We start from the raw sequence: 19,692 nt of genomic DNA, 5'->3' as shown, positions 1-19,692 counted from the left end.
TTAGGAGTAATCGCATCATTCCTAAAATTATCGGCAGCAATATGCATTTACAGTAAAAAATGTCGCGCCAAAAGCGGACCGGTGAAGCTTTTCTTCAGATAAAAGCCGCGCGGCAGCGTCATGATTGGCTCGCCGTGTTCGCCAATCGCTTCGGTCAACGCTTTGCTGTTGGCGGCTTTAGGGCGGATTTGCAGCCAGGCACCGTGACGTGCGGTGATGCGCTCCACCTGACCGAGCACAATCATATCCATCAACTCTTCCCAGTCTTCGCGCAGCTGTTGCTCCTCTTCTGCACTCGGATGCCACAGCAGCGGCGAACCGACGCGGCGTTCGGCCAGCGGCAAAGCACGATCGCCTTCGATCGGGATCCACAGCACCCGCGCCAGTTTGTGCCGCACATGGCTGGTTTGCCAGGTTACGCCGCTATTGCCGGTTAACGGCGCGACGCACACGAAGGTGGTTTCCAGCGGTTTGCCCTGCGCATCTACCGGAATCGTTTTCAGCTCAATGCCGAGATGGGCGAAATCCTGCTCGGCTTTGCTGCCAGCGCTGGCACCCAAATGCAGCTCTAACAGCATGCCAACCCAGCCTTTGTCGCGTTTCAAATCTGCCGGAATCGGCAGGTTAATCTGCGCCGCCAGCGCGGCAAAGGTCTGTCCCGCCAGCTGCTGTGCGCGCTGCAGTAATTCCGCTTCGTTTTCAGGTGGCGATGGCAATAACGGTGAGAAGTGCATGCTAAAACCTACATTGGTTAAAGAGTGAACAGTAAACGCGAGCCGGATTTGTCCACATGGCAGTTAGTTGAATAAAGGTGATAATAGCATGATTCAGCATGCTTTTTTATTTCAATAGAATGGGTCGATCCAGTGATATGGCCCGGTTATCCCAGCTTGTTATCGACAATGAACAGGTGTTGAACCTGGTTATCCACAGAAAAGTGGGGTAACACCCTTTTGGGCATACCCCTGTTTCCATTTACAGCCTTGACTTTCGCGTTTTGAACGCTTTTTTTCCTTTCTTTGACCAGGTTTAGGGCATTCTCTGTGGATAAAAACGTCGGTGATGGATCTTTAACCGATCGAAAAAACTGAGCGGAGTATAACTACGGATCCTGGTAACGATTTAACGGTTAATAAGTCATATCCCGATGAATATGATGATTTTTTTGCGTATTGTTATGTTGGGTGATGAGATTTATCCGAAGGGGTTATTCAATTCATTCCCGTGTTCTGCACAAAGCTATCCACAGAAAAGGTGAATAAGATCGCCGATAAATGGGGGCATCTGTTTATAACTTGGCTAATCTCTGTGAGTTATCCTGTTTTTATTCCGCCTGCGGCCCGCTATCCAGTGGTTTACCGCCTGTAAGGAGTGTGAAACAATCAGGCTATTCAAATTTAGCTTTGAGGTAGTCCAGTGATCGATGATGATGGCTACCGCCCGAATGTTGGTATCGTAATCTGTAACAGGCAAGGACAAGTGTTGTGGGCCAGGCGCTTTGGACAGCACTCCTGGCAATTTCCTCAGGGAGGCATCAATCCGGGTGAAACTGCTGAACAGGCGATGTATCGCGAGCTGTTCGAAGAAGTGGGTTTACACCGCAAAGATGTTCGAATACTTGCTTCAACCCGAAACTGGTTACGCTACAAGTTGCCAAAACGTTTGGTGCGTTGGGACACAAAGCCGGTGTGTATCGGCCAGAAACAAAAGTGGTTTCTTCTGCAGTTGATGTGCAGTGACGCGGAAATCAATGTGCAGCACAGCAGCACACCCGAGTTTGATGGTTGGCGCTGGGTTAGCTTCTGGTATCCGGTACGTCAGGTGGTCTCTTTCAAGCGCGATGTATATCGCCGCGTAATGAAAGAATTCGCGGGCGTAGTGATGTCTATGCAGGAGAGTGCGGGGCAGCGTAATAACGCCGCCCAACGACGTAAAAGAGGATAGGCCACGCCCTTTATGCTCACTCAGTTACGCGAAATAGTAGAGAAAGTGGCGAGTGCTCCACGTCTGAATGAAGCACTCGACATTCTGGTAAACGAAATTTGCCTTGCGATGGAAACCGAGGTTTGCTCGGTTTATCTCGCCGATCACGATCGTCGTTGCTACTACCTGATGGCGACACGCGGGCTAAAAAAGCCGCGTGGTCGTACGGTCACGCTGGCGTTTGACGAAGGCATTGTTGGCCTCGTTGGACGCTTAGCCGAGCCGATCAACCTCGCCGACGCGCAAAGCCATCCCAGCTTCAAATACATTCCTTCTGTTAAAGAGGAGCGTTATCGCTCCTTCCTCGGCGTGCCGATTATCAGCCGCCGCCAGCTGCTTGGCGTGTTGGTTATCCAGCAGCGCGAACACCGTCAGTTTGATGAAAGCGAAGAGTCATTCCTCGTCACGCTCGCCACGCAAATGGCGGGATTGCTGTCGCAGTCGCAGCTTGGTCAACTGTTTGGTCAATTCCGTCAGACGCGGGTAAAAGCGATTGCCGCTGCGCCGGGCGTGGCGGTCGCGCCGGGTTGGGTGGATGAAACTCAGCCGCTGCTCGATCAGGTTTCTGCTGCGTCCACGCTTGACGTGCAGCGCGAACGCGAGCGTCTGGTGCTGGCGATGGGCGAGGCCGGCAACGAATTCCGCCGCTTCAGTAAACGCTTTGCTGCCAGCGTGCAGAAAGAGAGCGCGGCGATCTTCGATCTCTATTCGCACCTGCTCACCGATGCACGCCTGAAGAAAGATCTGTTTGATGAGATCGAGCGCGGATCGGTAGCGGAGTGGGCGGTTAAAACGGTGATCGAGAAGTTCGCCGAGCAGTTCGCCAATTTGCAGGATCAATATCTACGCGAGCGCGCCGGCGATCTGCGCGTGCTCGGTCAACGTCTGCTGTTCCACCTCGATGATTCGCTGGTCGGCACCAATGCCTGGCCGGAACGCTTCGTGTTAGTCGCGGATGAACTCACCGCCACCACGTTGGCTGAATTGCCGCAGGAGCGTTTGGCGGGCGTGGTGGTGCGCGACGGTGCCGCCAACTCGCATGCGGCGATTTTGACGCGCGCGATGGGCATTCCCACCGTGATGGGCGCCGATATCCTGCCGGCGCAGCTTAACAAGCGCTTGCTGATTGTTGATGGTTATCGCGGCGAAGTGCTGATCGATCCGGAACCGGTGCTGGTGCAGGAGTATCAGCGTTTAATCAGCGAAGAGAACGCGCTGAGCAAAATGGCCGAGGGCGTGGTCGAGCAGCCCGGCGAGCTGAAAAGCGGTGAACGCATTCAGGTGATGCTGAATGCCGGTCTCAGCCCGGAACACGAGCAGGCGCTGGATAACTGGGTGGATGGCATCGGTCTGTACCGCACCGAAATTCCATTCATGCTGCACAACGGCTTCCCGTCCGAAGAGGAGCAGGTGGCGCAGTATCAGGGCATGTTGCAGCTGTTCTACGACAAACCGGTGACGCTGCGTACGCTGGATGTCGGTGCGGACAAACAGCTGCCGTATATGCCGATCAGCGAAGAGAATCCGTGCCTTGGCTGGCGTGGCATTCGCTTAACGCTCGATCAGCCGGAAATCTTCCTGGTGCAGGTGCGCGCCATGCTGCGTGCCAACGTGGCGTCCGGCAACCTGAGCATTCTGCTGCCGATGATCAGCCATATCGATGAGATCGATGATGCGCGTCGTCTGATTGATCGCGCTGGCCGCGAAGTGGAAGAGATGCTCGGCTATGTGATTCCCAAGCCGCGCATTGGCATCATGATTGAAGTACCGTCGATGTTGTTTATGATCCCGCATCTGGCGGATCGCGTCGATTTTGTCTCGGTTGGCACCAACGATTTGACGCAATATCTGCTGGCGGTTGATCGCAACAATACGCGCGTGGCGAACCTGTATGATTCGCTGCATCCGGCGATGCTGCGGGCGCTGCACACTATTGCCAGCGAAGCCCGCCAGGCCAAGCTGGAGCTCTGTTTGTGTGGTGAAATGGCTGGCGATCCAATGTGTGTCGCGCTGTTAGTGGGCATGGGATATCACCATCTCAGCATGAACGGCAAGAACGTGCCGCGGGTAAAATATCTGCTGCGCCATCTCAATTTTGAAGAGGCGCAGAAGCTCAGCGAGCATGGACTGGCCGCGCATACCGCCTCGGAAGTGCGCCATCTGGTCTCCACCTTTATGGAGCGCCGTGGTTTAGGCGGTTTGATTCGCGGCGGGCGTTAACGGTTACAACTTCACGACCTGTAAAAAAAGTGGCTGTGCTATGATGCGCAGCCTTTTATTGTCCCGTTTCAGGGCAGAAAAATGATGGTGAAAGATGACTGACGGCTACATTTCGTTTCCCCAATTCGATCCGGTAATTTTCTCTATCGGACCGGTTTCGCTTCACTGGTACGGCTTGATGTATCTGGTGGGCTTTGTATTTGCTATGTGGCTGGCGACGCGACGCGCCAACAAACCTGGCAGCGGCTGGAAAAAAGAGGAAGTGGAAAACCTGCTGTATGCGGGCTTCCTCGGCGTATTCCTCGGTGGACGTATCGGCTATGTGTTGTTCTACAACCTGCCGTTGTTCCTTGAGAATCCGCTGTATCTGTTTAAGGTCTGGGATGGCGGCATGTCGTTCCACGGCGGCCTGATTGGTGTGATTGTGGTGATGCTGATTTTCGCACGCCGTACCAAGCGCACGTTCTTCCAGGTAGCGGATTTCATTGCACCGCTGATCCCGTTTGGTTTGGGGGCCGGTCGTCTCGGTAACTTCATCAACGGCGAACTGTGGGGCCGCGTGGCGCCCGATTTCAAATACGCGATGTTGTTCCCCGGTTCACGCAGCGAAGATATCGCGCTGGCGGCCAACAATCCGCAGTACCAGGAATTGTTGAACACCTACGGCGTGCTGCCGCGTCACGCGTCGCAGCTGTATGAGCTGTGCCTCGAAGGCATCGTGCTGTTCATCATTCTCAACCTGTTTATTCGCAAGCCGCGCCCCATGGGCAGCGTCTCGGGCCTGTTCCTGATTGGCTACGGCGCATTCCGCATCATCGTGGAGTTCTTCCGTCAGCCGGATGCGCAGCTTGGCCTGTTTGAAGGCGGCGTCAGCATGGGACAGATTCTGTCGATCCCGATGATTCTGGCCGGTGTGATTATGATGATCTGGGCGTATCGTCGTCGCCCGCAGCAACAAACTCGTGAGGTAAAATGAAACAGTATCTGGACCTAATGCAACATGTGCTGAATGAAGGCGCAGAAAAGGCCGACCGTACCGGTACCGGCACGCTCTCCATCTTTGGCCACCAGATGCGTTTCAATTTGCAGGATGGTTTTCCGCTGGTCACCACCAAGAAAGTGCACCTGCGCTCCATCATTCATGAGCTGTTGTGGTTTCTGAAAGGTGAGACCAACATCGGTTACCTGAAAGAGAACAAGGTCACCATCTGGGACGAATGGGCCGATGAGAACGGCGATCTCGGCCCGGTCTACGGCAAGCAGTGGCGCAGCTGGGGCAGCGCCTCGGGTGAAGAGATTGATCAAATCAGTAAAGTGATTGAGCAGCTGAAGCGTGACCCCGATTCGCGTCGCATCATTGTCTCGGCGTGGAACGTGGGCGAGCTGGATCACATGGCTCTGGCGCCTTGCCACGCCTTCTTCCAGTTCTACGTGGCCAACGGCAAGCTCTCTTGCCAGCTCTATCAGCGCTCGTGCGATATCTTCCTGGGGCTGCCATTCAACATCGCCAGCTATGCGCTGCTGGTGCATATGGTGGCGCAGCAGTGCGATCTTGAAGTGGGCGATTTTGTCTGGACCGGTGGCGATACGCATCTGTACAGCAACCATTTAGAGCAGGCGCGCCTGCAATTAACGCGTGAGCCGCGCCCGTTACCGAAGCTGGTAATCAAGCGTAAACCGGCTTCTATCTTCGATTATCAGTTCGATGATTTCGAGATTGAAGGCTACGATCCGCATCCAGCCATAAAAGCGCCCGTCGCCATTTAACGCCACTCCCGCAAGGTCGCCATTCATGGCGACCACGCCCAAATCGCACCTTAATCCTGAATCTGTCTCACAAAACGCTGTATCTCTCTGCACCTCTCCTCGATTTCCTGCGCAACGTTTCCCAACGTCGATTTCTCTCCCTTGTTGAACTTCATGATGCTGGGCACATTACCCGCCATGAACAGAAACGATAACCACGGCTTCACTTTGCCCGAACTGTTATTGGTGATGGTGATCGCCGGCATACTTAGCGTCGGCGCGCTGCAAGGTTGGCAGCGCTGGCAGCAATATCAACAGCTGCGCGACAGCGTACTGCAACTGCAGGGATTTCTTCTGCGCTTGCGCGCCCATGCTAACTGGCACAACCGCGATCTCACGCTGTGGGTACAGAGCGGTGAAAACGGCTGTCTTGGGGCGGGACCTAAACCTGCAGAAGGCTGCGCACTGCCCTCGCGCTGGTTATTTAAACCGCCGCACGACAGCGTGCGCCTTGTCGGCATCAATGGTGACGTCGGTTTTTACGGTCGGCGTGATGTCGCGCGTCCTGGCAGCATCGATCTCGCCAGTGCGGCGGGACGCTGGCGCTTAATTATCTCCGCCAGAGCGCGCATCCGTGCCTGTCAGCCGGGAGAGAAAGGATGCGAATAGCGCAACGCGGATTCAGCCTGCTGGAGATGCTGATTGCCATGGCGATTGGAGCGGTGCTGATGATCAGCGTCGGGCGATTTTTACCGCTGCTGCTGGAGCAGAATCTGCGCCTGCAACAGCGCGTGCAGTTACAGCAGGAGCTGCAGCAGATCGCCAATACGCTGCAAAAAGCGCTGCGCCGAGCCGGCTATTGCCACGGCCAGTGCAGCGGTTCGGCGCTAACGATTGCCGCCAGCGGCAGCTGCGTTTTACTGCGCTGGGATGAGAACAGCAACGGGTGCTGGGAAGGCGTGGGCCATAGCGAAAGTGACTATTACGGCTATCGGCTGCGCAGCGGACAGCTTGAAATGCAGCGCGGCGTGGATGAGTGCAACAGCAGCGGCTGGGAGAAACTCTCCGATCCGGCGTTTCTCACCATCGATGCCTTCAAGCTTGAACGGCAGGGATCGCGTCTGGTGCTGCAACTGGCGGGACACGCTAACAGCCAAAGCGTAGAGCTGGCAAGCTGGATAGAAGGAATCAATCTGTGAAGCAGCGCGGCAATAGCACGCTGGGCATGGTGCTGATGATGTTACTGATGGGCGGATTGACGCTACACGCCACGCGAACGCAGCTCTCGCAAGGCATGGTGTTAGTGGCTGATGAGCAGCTGCACAGTCAGGATTTCTGGCAGGCGCAGGCGGCGTTAACGTGGGGCAGCGTGCAAAACTGGCCGCAGGCCACCGGCTGGCAATGTCAGCAATGGACAGCAGAACAGTGGCAAAGCTGCCTGCTACGAATGGAGGATGACAATGCGTTGTTATCGGGACATGGAGAAGGGCGCGCGCTGTGGCTCTATCGTTGGGTATCCATCCCCAACACGCAACCCCAGCCGCAAGCGCATGGCTGGATCGATTACTGCCCGCTGTCGCAGCCGGCGCTGTGCCAGCCAGAAGCAGCAGGGCTTTAGCCTGGCGGAAACGCTGGTGGCGATGCTGTTGCTGGCGATGACCATCAGCACATTGCTGCAATATCATCGCGCGCTGGCGCTGGGGTTTAGCCAGCAGTGGCAGCAGCGTCAGGCGTGGCGCGTTGCCGGCCAGGCGCTGCTTGGCCGTGACGTTGAGGGATGGCAGAGTCAGCGCCAGCAGCAGAGCCTGGCGGGCGGCTGCACGCTGGAGCGCGTCACGGTTACGGGGCCACAGCAGCGTTCCGCCTCACTGGCGCAGCTCAATTGCCACTAGCGGTAGGCATCGCAGGTGATAAACGGTAGAGTGGCTCGGCTGCGTTGTTGTCTTGTGTTTAGGAGAAATATGTTCCGGGTCTATCACTCTAATCAGCTTGATCTGTTGAAAAATCTGGCAGGTATTCTGATTGAAAATCAACCGCTGACCGATCCGCTGGCGGCTGAACAGGTGCTGGTACAAAGCCCAGGCATGGCGCAGTGGCTGCAAATGGAACTGGCTAACAGTTTCGGCATTGCCGCCAACATTGATTTCCCGCTGCCTGCGAGCTTCATCTGGAACATGTTCGTTAAGGTGCTGCCCGATATTCCTGAAGAGAGCGCCTTCACCAAGGCCAGCATGAGCTGGAAGCTGATGCATCGCTTGCCAACTTTGCTGGAGCAGGACGCTTTCCAGCCGCTGCGTCACTACCTCAATGATGACGACGACAAGCGCAAGCTGTATCAGCTCAGCGCCCGTGTTGCCGATCTGTTTGACCAATATCTGGTGTATCGCTCGGACTGGCTCAACAGCTGGGAGCGCGGTGAACGGATTGATGGCTTAGGCGAATCGCAGCAGTGGCAGGCGCTGCTGTGGTGCGATCTGGTTAACTTTACCGAAAGCCTGGGTCAACCGATGTGGCATCGCGCTAACCTCTATGCGCGCTTTATCCAAAAGCTGGAACAGGCGCAAATGCCGCCGCCGGGCTTGCCGCAGCGCGTATTTATTTGCGGTATCTCCGCGCTGCCGCCGGTTTATTTGCAGGCGTTGGAAGCGCTGGGCCGTCACATTGATATCCATCTGCTGTTCACCAATCCCTGCCGTCACTATTGGGGCGACATTCAGGATTATGCCTTTTTGGCGAAGCTGCAAAGCCGCCAGCGCCGCCGCATCCAATCGGATGAGCTGCAACCGCTGTTCCGCGATCCGGGTAGCGCGTCAGCATTGTTTAACGATATCGGCGAGCAGCAGTTGACCAATCCGCTGCTGGCGTCATGGGGCAAGCTGGGGCGCGATAACCTGTATCTGCTGAGCCAGATGGAATCCGCCGCCAACGACATTGATGCTTTCGTCGAGGTGCCTCAAGACAATCTGCTGCACAGCGTGCAAGCGGATCTGCTCAATCTGGACGATAAAGCGATCATTGGCCTCAACGCCGGTGAGCTGGCGAACAGCGCCGAAAAACGGCTGCTTGATCCTGAAGATCGCTCGATCACGCTGCAGGTGTGCCACAGCGCACAGCGTGAAGTTGAAGTGCTGCAGGATCATCTGCTCACGCTGATGGAAGCCCATCCCGAACTCAAACCACGCGACATCATCGTGATGGTGGCGGATATCGACAGCTACGCCCCTTTTATTCAGGCCGCTTTTGCCAGCGCGCCGAGCGAACGCTATTTGCCGTTCGCCATCTCCGACCGCCGCGCCAGTCAGGCGCACCCGGCAATTCTGGCGCTGCTCAGCTTGCTGTCGCTGCCTGAAAGTCGCTTTGCCTCCGAAGATGTGCTGGCGCTGCTTGAGGTTCCCGCATTAGCGCAGCGCTTCTCGGTGGATGAAAGCGGGCTGCGCCTGCTGCGCCGCTGGGTGATGGAATCCGGCATTCGCTGGGGACTGGACGATGCCAGCGTGGAAGCGCTGGCGCTGCCGGTAACCGGACAACACACCTGGCGCTTCGGCCTGCAGCGTATGCTGCTCGGCTATGCGCTGGAGAGCCGCAACGGCGACTGGCAAGGGATCCTGCCGTATGACGAATCCAGCGGTTTGATCGCTGAGCTGGCGGGGCATCTGGCTGAACTGCTATCGCGACTCGAAGAGTGGCGTGCGCGTCTGGCAGAAGAGCGCACGTTAGCGGAGTGGCAGCCGCTGTGTCGTGAGCTGATTGAGTGCTTCTTTAGCGGAGACGCCGAAAGTGAAGCCGCGCTGCTGCTGGTGGAAACGCAGTGGAAACAGATTATCGAGCAGGGCATGCAGGCGGCGTATCAACAGCCGATTCCGGTTACGCTGCTGCGTGATGAACTGCGTTCACGCCTCGATCAACAGCGTATCAGCCAGCGTTTTCTCGCCGGTCCCATCAACTTCTGTACGCTGATGCCGATGCGTTCAATTCCCTTCAAAGTGGTGTGTTTGCTGGGCATGAACGATGGCGTCTATCCGCGCACTTTAGCACCGCTGGGTTTCGACCTGATGCAGCAACAGATGCGCAAAGGCGACCGTAGCCGCCGCGATGATGACCGCTATCTGTTCCTCGAAGCGCTGATCTCGGCGCAGCAGCAGCTCTATATCAGTTACATCGGCCGGGCGATTCAGGACAACACCGAGCGCTATCCATCGGTATTAGTGAGCGAGCTGGTGGATTACCTGGGGCAGAGCTTCCGTCTGCCGGGTGATGAAGCGCTTGAACCCGATATCAGCGAGCAGCGCGTGCGCGAACATCTGCAAAAGCTGCATAGCCGCATGCCGTTTGCCGCAGAGAACTTCCAGCCGGGCGCACACGGGCAAAGCTTTGCTGCGGAGTGGTTGCCCGCAGCCACCGGCAGCGGCGTGGCACAGCCGGATTTTGTGCAGCCCTTGCTGCCTGCACCGATAGAAACCTTGTCGCTGGAGCAACTGCTGCGTTTCTGGCGCCATCCGGTGCGCGCCTGGTTCCAGCAGCGCTTGGGGGTGGCTTTCTGGATGGAAGAGAGCGAGCTGCCCGACAGCGAACCGTTCGCGCCTGACAGCCTGGAACGCTACCAAATCAACGCCCAATTGCTGAATACGCTGGTCAACGGTGACGATCCGGCGCAGCTGTATGCGCGTCACCGCGCCGCTGGCAATCTGCCTTATGGCGCGTTCGGGGAACTTTTCTGGCAGAGCCAGACCGAAGAGATGCAGGAAGTGGCCGCCGAGGTGAGTGGTCAACGCCAGCCCGCTGAAAGTTGGGAAATCAATCTGACGATAGGCGCAGTGCAATTGACCGGCTGGCTGACGCAGGTGCAAGCTGATGGCCTGCTGCGCTGGCGTCCGGGCGTGCTGAACATGAACGATGGTCTGCTGCTATGGCTTGAACATCTGGTGTATTGCGCGTTGGGCGGCAGCGGTGAAAGCCGCATGTACGGCCGTAAACAGAGTCACTGGCGCTTCGCGGCGCTGCCTGCTGAACAGGCGCTGTCGCTTCTGCATGCGTATGTTGCGGGTTACCAGGCCGGATTAGTCGAGCCGCTGATGCTGCTGAATAAATCCGGCGGAGCCTGGCTGGAAGCCAGCTTTGATAGCAAGTCGCAGCAGTTGCTGGAAGACGAAGCCACGCAGAAAAAGGCACTTAATAAATTACTGCAAGCCTGGCAGGGTGGTTTCCAGGTGGAAGGCGAGGGCAGCGATCCCTATCTGCAACGCCTGAGTCGGTCTTTGGACGATGATGCCGTGCAGGCGATTACTGCCGCCGCACGCCAATGGTATTTGCCGGTGCGCCTGGCGCATCAAAATGATGAATAGCAAGGGGATACGGCCTCGTTTGAGGTTGTTCCTGACACGATAAGAAAGTTTGTCTATTTCACTGCTGGGCACACAGCCAGCGGAAAAGGGTAATGTAAGGGGTTTAAATGCGGATTTACGCACGCTGGATTGGAGCGCTGCTGCTGAGCACGTTAGCGCTGAATGCCTTTGCCGATACCGATCGCGGCTGGCAACCCATCAATGACACCATTCGTAAAAGCGATCACGATCCACGCCGTTATCAGGCGATTACGTTAAACAACGGTATGATCGTGCTGCTGGTCTCGGATGCCGAAGCGCCTAAATCGCTGGCGGCGCTGACCTTACCGATCGGTTCGCTGGATGATCCTAATCAGCAGCTGGGTCTGGCGCACTATCTCGAACACATGGTGTTAATGGGCTCAAAGCGTTATCCGCAGCCTGATAATCTCGCCGAATTCCTGAAAAAAAATGGTGGCAGCCACAATGCCAGCACCGCGTCGTATCGCACGGCGTTCTATCTGGAAGTGGAAAACAGCGCGTTGCAGCCCGCAGTTGATCGTCTGGCCGATGCGATTGCTGAACCGCTGCTCGATCCGGTTAATGCCGATCGTGAACGCCATGCGGTTAATGCAGAGCTGACCATGGCTCGCTCACGCGATGGCTTGCGTATGGCACAGGTGGGCGCAGAAACTCTCAACCCTGCGCATCCCGGCTCGCGCTATTCCGGTGGCAACCTTGATACGTTGAGTGACAAGCCGGACAGCAAATTGCATCAGGCGCTGACCGATTTTTATCACAGCCACTACTCCGCCAATCTGATGAAGGCGGTGATTTACAGTAACAAACCGCTGCCAGAGATGGCCGACATTGCGGCAAAAACTTTTGGTCGTGTGGCTAATCATCGAACGACGGTGCCAGAGATTGACGTGCCGGTAGTGACCGACGCGCAAAAGGGCATCATTATCCATTACGTGCCCGCACAGCCGCGCAAGCAGTTGAAAATTGAGTTCCGCATCCCGAACAACAGCGGCCAGTTCCGCAGTAAAACCGATACGCTGATCAGCTACATTCTGGGCAATCGCAGCAAAAACACTCTCAACGACTGGCTGCAAAAGCAAGGGCTGGCGGATGGCGTCAGCGCCGGTGCAGACCCGATGACCGAGCGCAACAGCGGCGTCTTCGCTATCAGCGTGTCGTTAACCGACAAAGGTCTGGCGCAGCGCGATGAAGTGGTGGGTGCGGTGTTCAACTACCTTGATATGCTGCGCAGCAAAGGCATCAGTAAAGAATACTTCGATGAAGTCTCCCACGTGCTGGCGCTGGATTTCCGCTACCCATCAATTACCCGTGATATGGATTACATCGAGTGGCTGGTAGATACCATGCTGCGGGTGCCGGTTGAACACACGCTGGATGCGCCTTATCTGGCCGATCAGTTCGATCCCGCGGCAATCAAAACGCGTCTCGACGAAATGACGCCGCAGAACGCGCGCATCTGGTACATCAGTCCGCAGGAGCCGCATAACAAAGAAGCCTACTTTGTGAATGCGCCCTATCAGGTGGACAAAATCAGCGACGCCCAAATTAGCGACTGGCAGCAACGTGCCGCGCAGCTCCAGCTGTCGATGCCCACGCTGAATCCCTACATTCCGTCGGATTTCGCCATCATCCCCTCCGATGGCAAAACCTACGATCATCCGGTCGCACTGACTAATGGCGACAGCATGCGTATTTACTGGATGCCAAGTCAGCAGTTTGCCAGCGAACCGAAAGCCGCTATCACCTTAGCGCTGCGCAACAAATCGGCGATCAGCGATGCGCGCCAGCAGGTGCTGTTTGGGTTGAATGACTATCTCTCCAGCCTGGCGCTGGATGAATTGAATTCGCAGGCTTCGGTTGGCGGCATCAGTTTCTCCACTGGGGAAGATGATGGCATCGTGTTTAGCGCCAGCGGGTTTACCCAACGTCTGCCGGAATTGCTGAAGAAGCTGGTAGAGGGTTACGCCACCTTTACGCCGGATCAGCAGCAGCTGGAACAGGCCAAATCCTGGTACCTGGATCGACTGGAAGCGGCAGAGAAGGGCAAAGCGTTTGAGCAGGCGATTCAGCCGATGCAGATGTTGTCGCAGCTGCCTTACACCCAACGTGAAACGCGCCGCAATCTGGTGAAAGACATCACGCTGAAACAGGTCACCGATTACCGCGATGCGCTGATTCATCATGCAACCCCGGAGATGATGGTGGTGGGCAATCTCTCTGCAGAGCGCGTGAAACAGCTCGGCGATGAGCTGCAGCAACAGTTGCACAGCGATGGTCACGGCTACTGGCACAGTGATTATGTGACGGTGGATAAAGCAATGAAGGCCAATCTGCAGAAAGCCGGCAGCAGCACTGATTCGGCGCTGGCCGCGCTGTATGTGCCGTTGGGCTACAGCGAATATCAAAGCATGGCCAACAGCACCATGCTGAGCCAGATCGTTCAACCCTGGTTCTACAACCAGTTGCGCACCGAAGAGCAGCTCGGCTATGCGGTGTTTGCTTACCAGATGCCGATCGGACGCCAGTGGGGCATCGGTTTCCTGCTGCAAAGTAACAGCAAGCAGCCAGCGTTTTTACTGCAACGCTTCCAGGCATTTTATCCGCAGGCTGAACAGCGTCTGCGCAGCATGAAAGCGGAAGATTTCGCCCAGTATCAGCAGGCGCTGATCAACGATATGAAGCAGCGTCCGCAAACGCTGGATGAAGAGGCGAACCGCTTTAACCGTGACTTTAAACGTCAGAACTTTGCCTTCGATACGCGTGAAAAAGCGATTGAGCAAATTCAGCAACTGACGCCAGCCGGCCTGGCCGACTTCTTCCATCAGGCGGTTTTAGCGCAGCAAGGCATGGCGATGATTTCGCAGATCGGTGGCAGCCATGATGGCGCGACCAAAGATGAATACGCCCAGCTGCCGGGCTGGACCACATGGGATGAGGTCCAGAAGCTGCAGCAGTCGTTGCCCGTGAAGAGTGATGCCCAATGAGTCTGCTACCTGAATCGCTCAATCCTCTGACGCTGCCGCTGCGCGGTGAGCGTCTGATTGAGGCCTCAGCCGGCACCGGCAAAACCTTCACCATCGGCCTGCTCTATCTAAGGCTGCTACTGGGATTGGGCGGACAACATGCTTATTCGCGCCCGTTGTCGGTAGAAGAGATTCTGGTCGTGACCTTTACCGAGGCCGCGACCGCTGAACTGCGCGGGCGTATACGCGCCAACATTCACGAGCTGCGGCTGGCCTGCCTGCGCGGCGTCAGCGGCAACCCGATGCTGATGCAGCTGCTGCAGGAGATTCCACAGCCCGCCGATGCGGCTTCGCTGCTGCTGGCCGCTGAACGACAGATGGATGAAGCCGCCATCTTCACCATCCACGGCTTCTGCCAGCGCATGCTGAATCTCAACGCCTTTGAGTCCGGCATGCTGTTTGAACAGCAGCTGATTGAGGATGAACGGCTGCTGCTGCGCCAGGCGACTGCCGATTTCTGGCGTCGTCACTGCTATCCGCTGACGCTGGATGTCGCGCGAGTGATTGTCAGCGAATGGAACGGCCCGGAGCAGTTGCTTTCCACCTTGCGTCCGTGGTTGCAGGGCGAATCGCCCAGCCTGCGTCTGCCGCCTACCGACAGTGAAACCCTGGCTTCGCGCCACAGCGAAAACCTGGCGCGTATCGCCGCGATGAAAGCGCAATGGCTGACGGTGGGTGACGAAGTGCTGACGCTGGTGGGGCAATCTGACGTGGATAAGCGCAGCTACAGCAGCAAGAATTTGCCGGTTTGGGTCAATAAAGTCAGCTTTTGGGCGCAGAGCGAAACGCTTGATTATCAGGTGCCCGCCGAACTGGCGCGCTTCGGTCAGCGCATGCTTGAAGAGAAGACCAAAAAGGGCAATCCGCCGCATCACAGTGTGTTTGACGCCATCGACACTTTCCTTGCTCAGCCGCTGTCGCTGCGCGATCTGGTGATTGCGCGTGCGCTGGTAGAGGTGCGCGCTGCGGTGCGCAAAGAGAAACGTCAGCAGGCACTATTGGGTTTTGATGACCTGCTGAGCCGACTCGACGAAGCACTGCAGCAGCCGAGCGGTAAGCAACTGGCTCAGGCGATTCGCCAGCGTTTCCCGGTGGCGTTGATTGATGAGTTCCAGGATACCGATCCGCTGCAATACCGTATTTTCCGCACGCTTTATATCAATCAGCCAGCGCATGCGCTGCTGTTGATTGGCGATCCCAAACAGGCGATTTACGCCTTTCGTGGCGCGGATATTTTTACCTATATCCGCGCGCGCAGTGAAGTCAGTGCGCACTACACGCTGGATACCAACTGGCGCTCGTCGCCTGCGATGGTCAACAGCGTTAACCAGCTATTTGCGCGCCTCGACGCGCCCTTCCTGTTCGCTGAGATCCCGTTCCAGCCGGTGCAGTTTGCGCCTCCCAACCAGCAACTGTCGGTCAGTATCGATCAGGTTGAGCAAGCGGCGTTACGCTTTTGGCTGCAGCCGGGCGAAGGCTGCAGCGTTGGGGATTATCAACAACGTATGGCGCAGCAGTGTGCGGCCGATATCAGTCGCTGGTTGCAGGCCGGGCAGCAGCAGCGCGCGATGCTGGGCAAAACGCCCAATTTGCGGCCGGTACAAGCCTCTGACATCACAGTGTTAGTGCGCAGCCGTAACGAAGCTAACCTGATTCGCGAAGCGCTCAATCTGCTCGGTATTCCGTCGGTTTACCTGTCGAATCGCGACAGCGTTTACACCACGCCGGAAGCTCGAGAGCTGTTATGGCTGTTGCAGGCGGTACTGGCACCGGAGCAGGAGCGCATGCTGCGTACCGCGCTGGCAACCTCGCTCTTTGCCTTTGATGCCTCGCAGCTGGATGCGCTGGATCAGGATGCGCGCGGCTGGGATGAACTGGTGGATACCTTTGCCCGCTGGCAGCTGGTGTGGCAGCAGCGTGGCGTCTTGCCGATGCTGCGCGAGATGATGCTGGAGCGTCAGCTGGCGGAAAATCTACTGGCATCGGAGAACGGCGAGCGTCGTCTGACGGATTTACTGCATCTCGGCGAACTGCTGCAGGAAGCGGCTGCGCAGCTGGATAGCCCACACGCGCTGGTGCGTCATCTGGCACAGCAGATCGCCCGCCCGGATAGCCAGTCTGCCAGCCAGCAACTGCGTCTGGAGAGCGATCGTCATCTGGTACAGATTGTCACCATCCACAAATCTAAAGGGCTGCAATATCCGCTAGTGTGGCTGCCATTCGCCGCCGGTTTTCGCGAGGCGGATACCGCGCTTTATCACGATCGTGAGAGCTTTAACGCGGTCCTGGATCTGCAAGCCGATGAAGAGAGCCTGGCGCTGGCCGAACAGGAGCGTCTGGCGGAGGATTTGCGCCTGCTCTACGTGGCGTTGACCCGTTCGATCTATCACTGCAGCGTCGGCGTGGCACCGCTGTTTCGCGGCACGCGTAAGAAAGAGGGCGAGAGCGATTTGCATAAAAGCGCGCTCGGTTTTCTGTTGCAGCGCGGTGTAGCGGCAACAGCCGAACAGCTCGGCGCGTTGCTGCATAACATGGACGCGGCGGGCACCGAGGTGGTGCTGGCCGAAGTTATGCAAGCCGAGCGCTGGCAGGTTGAGGCGGTCGCCGATAGCGAGTTGGGGGCGCGAAACGTAACGCGTGTGCTGGCCGATCCGTGGCGCGTCACCAGTTACTCTGGTTTGCAGCAGCACAGTTCTCATCGTCTGCTTGAGGTGATGCCGAATTTCGATGTGGAAGCAGCCGGCGAAGAGGATCGGGAAGAGGAAGGGGAAGCGGCGCTCACGCCTCATCACTTCCCGCGCGGTGCCGCGCCGGGAACGTTTTTGCATGAGCTGTTCGAATCGCTGGATTTCCCGCAGCCGCCTTCCGAGGAGAAGCTGGCGCAACATCTGCAGCAAAACGGCTATCCGCTGCACTGGCAGCCGATGCTCAGTGCGTGGATCAGGCGTGTATTGAGCACGCCACTTAACGTGCAGGGTATTCATCTGGCGCAGGTGCAGAGCAGCGATCGTTTGGTGGAGATGGCATTCTATCTGCCAATTGACAATGTGCTGACCGCGCGTGAACTGAGCGCGTTGATTGCTCAGGATGCGTTATCGGCGCAGGCTCCGCCGCTCGATTTCCGTCAGGTGCAGGGCATGCTGAAAGGCTTTATCGACCTGGTGTTCCGCTGGCAGGGCAAATATTACCTGCTGGATTATAAATCCAACTGGCTCGGTGACAGCCATGAAGCTTATACGCCGCAGGCAATGGCGCAGGCGATGATCGACCACCGCTACGATTTGCAGTACCAGCTCTATACGCTGGCGCTGCACCGCTATTTACAACATCGCGTGCCGGATTACGATTATGAGCAGCATTTCGGCGGCGTATTTTATCTCTTCCTGCGTGGCATGGACGGCAGCTCGCCAGACAACGGCGTGTTTCATACCCGTCCCACCTTCGACTTCATTTCACAACTGGATAGCCTGTTTCGCGGGCCGGGAGCGACAGCATGAGCGGTATGACCGCGCTTTTAGCACAGGCGGCTGAGCTGCGTTTGTTGCGCTCGCTGGATGTCCAGTTCGCTCAACTGCTGGCGGATGATGATCAACCGGCGCGTTTGCTGCTGGCGGCCTGCCTGAGCGCGGAAGCGGGAGATGGGCATGTCTGTTTGCCGTTATCACAGCTGAACCGCGACAACCTGTTTAAAGGGCGTCATGCGGAGCTGGCCCAGGCCATCTGGCAAGCGGCAGGCAAACCGCAGGATTGGCCTGCAATTTTAGCCGGCTGGTCGGCACTGAGTAGCAGCGAGCAAGCGGCACCCATCGTGCTGAGCGAAGATCGTCTCTATCTGCATCGCCTTTGGCACAACGAAGGGCAGGTGGCACGCTTCTTTCAGTCACAGTCAACAGCACAGCCTTTTGCGCCTGAACGGGTCAGGGAAGTGCTGGATCAGCTGTTTGGCAGCGAGCCGGATAACTGGCAGAAGATTGCGGCTGCGGTGGCGCTGACGCAGAAAACTGCGGTGATCTCGGGCGGTCCCGGAACCGGAAAAACCACCACGGTGGCAAAACTGCTGGCGGCACTGATCCGTCTTAGCGAAGGCGCGTTACGTATTCAGTTGGCTGCGCCGACCGGCAAAGCGGCGGCGCGTCTCACCGAATCGCTGGGCAAGGCGCTGCAAAAGCTGCCTGTGAGCGAGGCGGAGCGGCAGCGCTTTCCGGCCGATGCCACCACGCTGCACCGCTTGTTAGGCGCGCAGCCGGAAACACAGCGCCTGCGCTATCACGCCGGCAATCCACTGCATCTGGATGTGCTGGTGGTGGATGAAGCCTCAATGGTCGATCTCGGCATGATGGCGAATTTGATTGCCGCATTGCCAGCGCAGGCGCGCGTGGTGTTCCTCGGCGATCGCGATCAGCTGGCATCGGTGGAAGCGGGCGCGGTGCTCGGTGATATCTGTCGCTGTGCCGAAGCCGGTTACAGCCCGATGCGCGCTGCGCAGCTGAGTGAGCTCACCGGCAGCGGGGTGGCGGGCATCGATGACAGCAGCGCACCCGCGGTACGCGACGCGATTTGCCTGCTGCGTAAAAGCTACCGCTTTGACGCCAACTCCGGCATTGGCCAACTGGCCGCAGCGGTTAACGCCGGTGATGCAAAGGCGGTTGAAACGGCATTTAAGGCTGGTTTCAGCGATATCACCCGTCAACCTTTGCAGGATGCTGATGCGTATCAGGCGATGCTGACGGAGATTGCCGCCGGTTATCAGCCGTTCCTGAAACTCATTCCCCAACGCGCTGATCCTGCTGAGATTATCGCGGCGTTTGGCCGATATCAGCTGCTGTGCGCACTGCGTGAAGGGCCGTTTGGCGTGCAGGGATTGAATCAACGTATTGAGCAGAAGCTGATGCAGCTGCAGCTGATTCGTCGTCCAACCGGCGGCAGTCGCTGGTATCAGGGACGTCCGGTGATGGTGACGCGTAACGACAGCGCATTGGGCCTGTTTAACGGCGATATCGGCATTACGCTGTTTGATGAGGAAGGTCTGCTGAAGGTGTTCTTTCCGTTGCCGGATGGCAGCATCAAGGCGGTGCAACCGAGCCGCTTGCCGACGCACGATACCGCGTGGGCGATGACGGTGCATAAATCGCAGGGTTCGGAGTTTGACCACACGGCGTTGGTGATGCCGGCGCAGTTCCTGCCGGTGTTAACGCGCGAGCTGATTTATACCGCGATTACCCGCGCGCGTAAGCAGCTGACGTTGTACAGCGATGACGGCGTGTTCCGTCGTGCCGTGCAGTTGCGTACCCAGCGACGCAGCGGATTACTGGAGCGGTTGAGCGGGGAGTAATTAAGTATCGATTCCGCACCATCCG

13 protein-coding genes are annotated in these 19,692 nt (G+C 57.3%); 12 read left to right on the top strand and 1 reads right to left on the bottom strand.

Annotated elements, in window-relative coordinates; genetic code table 11:
- Positions 1 to 47 precede the first annotated feature (47 nt).
- Positions 48 to 734, bottom strand: a complete 687-nt coding sequence (gene mutH / locus ACVLVH_RS19690) for a DNA mismatch repair endonuclease MutH (protein WP_110867967.1) — start codon at positions 732 to 734, stop codon at positions 48 to 50.
- A gap of 682 nt (positions 735 to 1,416) precedes the next feature.
- Between mutH and rppH the strand changes: the two genes are divergently transcribed.
- The 12 genes from rppH (at position 1,417) to recD (ending at position 19,667) form a co-directional block, all read left to right on the top strand.
- Positions 1,417 to 1,944, top strand: a complete 528-nt coding sequence (gene rppH, locus ACVLVH_RS19685; RefSeq protein ID WP_007890933.1) for an RNA pyrophosphohydrolase — start codon at positions 1,417 to 1,419, stop codon at positions 1,942 to 1,944.
- Between the two features lie 12 nt (positions 1,945 to 1,956).
- Positions 1,957 to 4,203 carry a phosphoenolpyruvate--protein phosphotransferase gene (gene ptsP, locus ACVLVH_RS19680; RefSeq protein WP_192412025.1) on the top strand — a complete coding sequence of 749 codons (2,247 nt, stop codon included), beginning with the start codon at positions 1,957 to 1,959 and terminating at the stop codon, positions 4,201 to 4,203.
- A 94-nt stretch (positions 4,204 to 4,297) separates the two neighbouring features.
- A complete protein-coding gene (gene lgt / locus ACVLVH_RS19675; RefSeq protein WP_008109262.1) occupies positions 4,298 to 5,179 on the top strand; it encodes a prolipoprotein diacylglyceryl transferase in 882 nt (293 codons plus the stop codon).
- Complete coding sequence (gene thyA / locus ACVLVH_RS19670; RefSeq protein WP_192412024.1) at positions 5,176 to 5,970, top strand: thymidylate synthase; 795 nt, start codon at positions 5,176 to 5,178, stop codon at positions 5,968 to 5,970. The genes lgt and thyA overlap by 4 nt, the downstream gene beginning before the upstream one ends.
- A gap of 177 nt (positions 5,971 to 6,147) precedes the next feature.
- Positions 6,148 to 6,618, top strand: a complete 471-nt coding sequence (locus ACVLVH_RS19665; RefSeq protein ID WP_192236490.1) for a prepilin-type N-terminal cleavage/methylation domain-containing protein — start codon at positions 6,148 to 6,150, stop codon at positions 6,616 to 6,618.
- On the top strand, positions 6,609 to 7,148 hold the full coding sequence (locus ACVLVH_RS19660) for a prepilin peptidase-dependent protein (protein ID WP_192412023.1): 540 nt from the start codon (positions 6,609 to 6,611) through the stop codon (positions 7,146 to 7,148). Before ACVLVH_RS19665 ends, ACVLVH_RS19660 begins: the two co-directional genes overlap by 10 nt.
- Positions 7,145 to 7,567 carry a DUF2509 family protein gene (locus ACVLVH_RS19655; RefSeq protein WP_110867963.1) on the top strand — a complete coding sequence of 141 codons (423 nt, stop codon included), beginning with the start codon at positions 7,145 to 7,147 and terminating at the stop codon, positions 7,565 to 7,567. The genes ACVLVH_RS19660 and ACVLVH_RS19655 overlap by 4 nt, the downstream gene beginning before the upstream one ends.
- Positions 7,500 to 7,841: a prepilin-type N-terminal cleavage/methylation domain-containing protein gene (locus ACVLVH_RS19650; protein ID WP_110867962.1), complete on the top strand. Its 342-nt coding sequence runs from the start codon at positions 7,500 to 7,502 to the stop codon at positions 7,839 to 7,841. Before ACVLVH_RS19655 ends, ACVLVH_RS19650 begins: the two co-directional genes overlap by 68 nt.
- 69 nt (positions 7,842 to 7,910) lie before the next feature.
- Positions 7,911 to 11,291: an exodeoxyribonuclease V subunit gamma gene (gene recC, locus ACVLVH_RS19645; protein ID WP_498949975.1), complete on the top strand. Its 3,381-nt coding sequence runs from the start codon at positions 7,911 to 7,913 to the stop codon at positions 11,289 to 11,291.
- A gap of 107 nt (positions 11,292 to 11,398) precedes the next feature.
- On the top strand, positions 11,399 to 14,296 hold the full coding sequence (gene ptrA, locus ACVLVH_RS19640) for a pitrilysin (RefSeq protein ID WP_498949974.1): 2,898 nt from the start codon (positions 11,399 to 11,401) through the stop codon (positions 14,294 to 14,296).
- Positions 14,293 to 17,832: an exodeoxyribonuclease V subunit beta gene (gene recB, locus ACVLVH_RS19635; protein WP_498949973.1), complete on the top strand. Its 3,540-nt coding sequence runs from the start codon at positions 14,293 to 14,295 to the stop codon at positions 17,830 to 17,832. The genes ptrA and recB overlap by 4 nt, the downstream gene beginning before the upstream one ends.
- Entirely contained in the window at positions 17,829 to 19,667 is a 1,839-nt protein-coding gene (gene recD / locus ACVLVH_RS19630) for an exodeoxyribonuclease V subunit alpha (RefSeq protein WP_192412018.1), read from the top strand. Before recB ends, recD begins: the two co-directional genes overlap by 4 nt.
- Positions 19,668 to 19,692 lie beyond the last annotated feature (25 nt).

This window comes from Kluyvera sp. 1366 (assembly GCF_054823405.1).
Note: the sequence above shows the minus strand (reverse complement) of the source record. Positions and strands in the feature narration are given on the sequence as shown.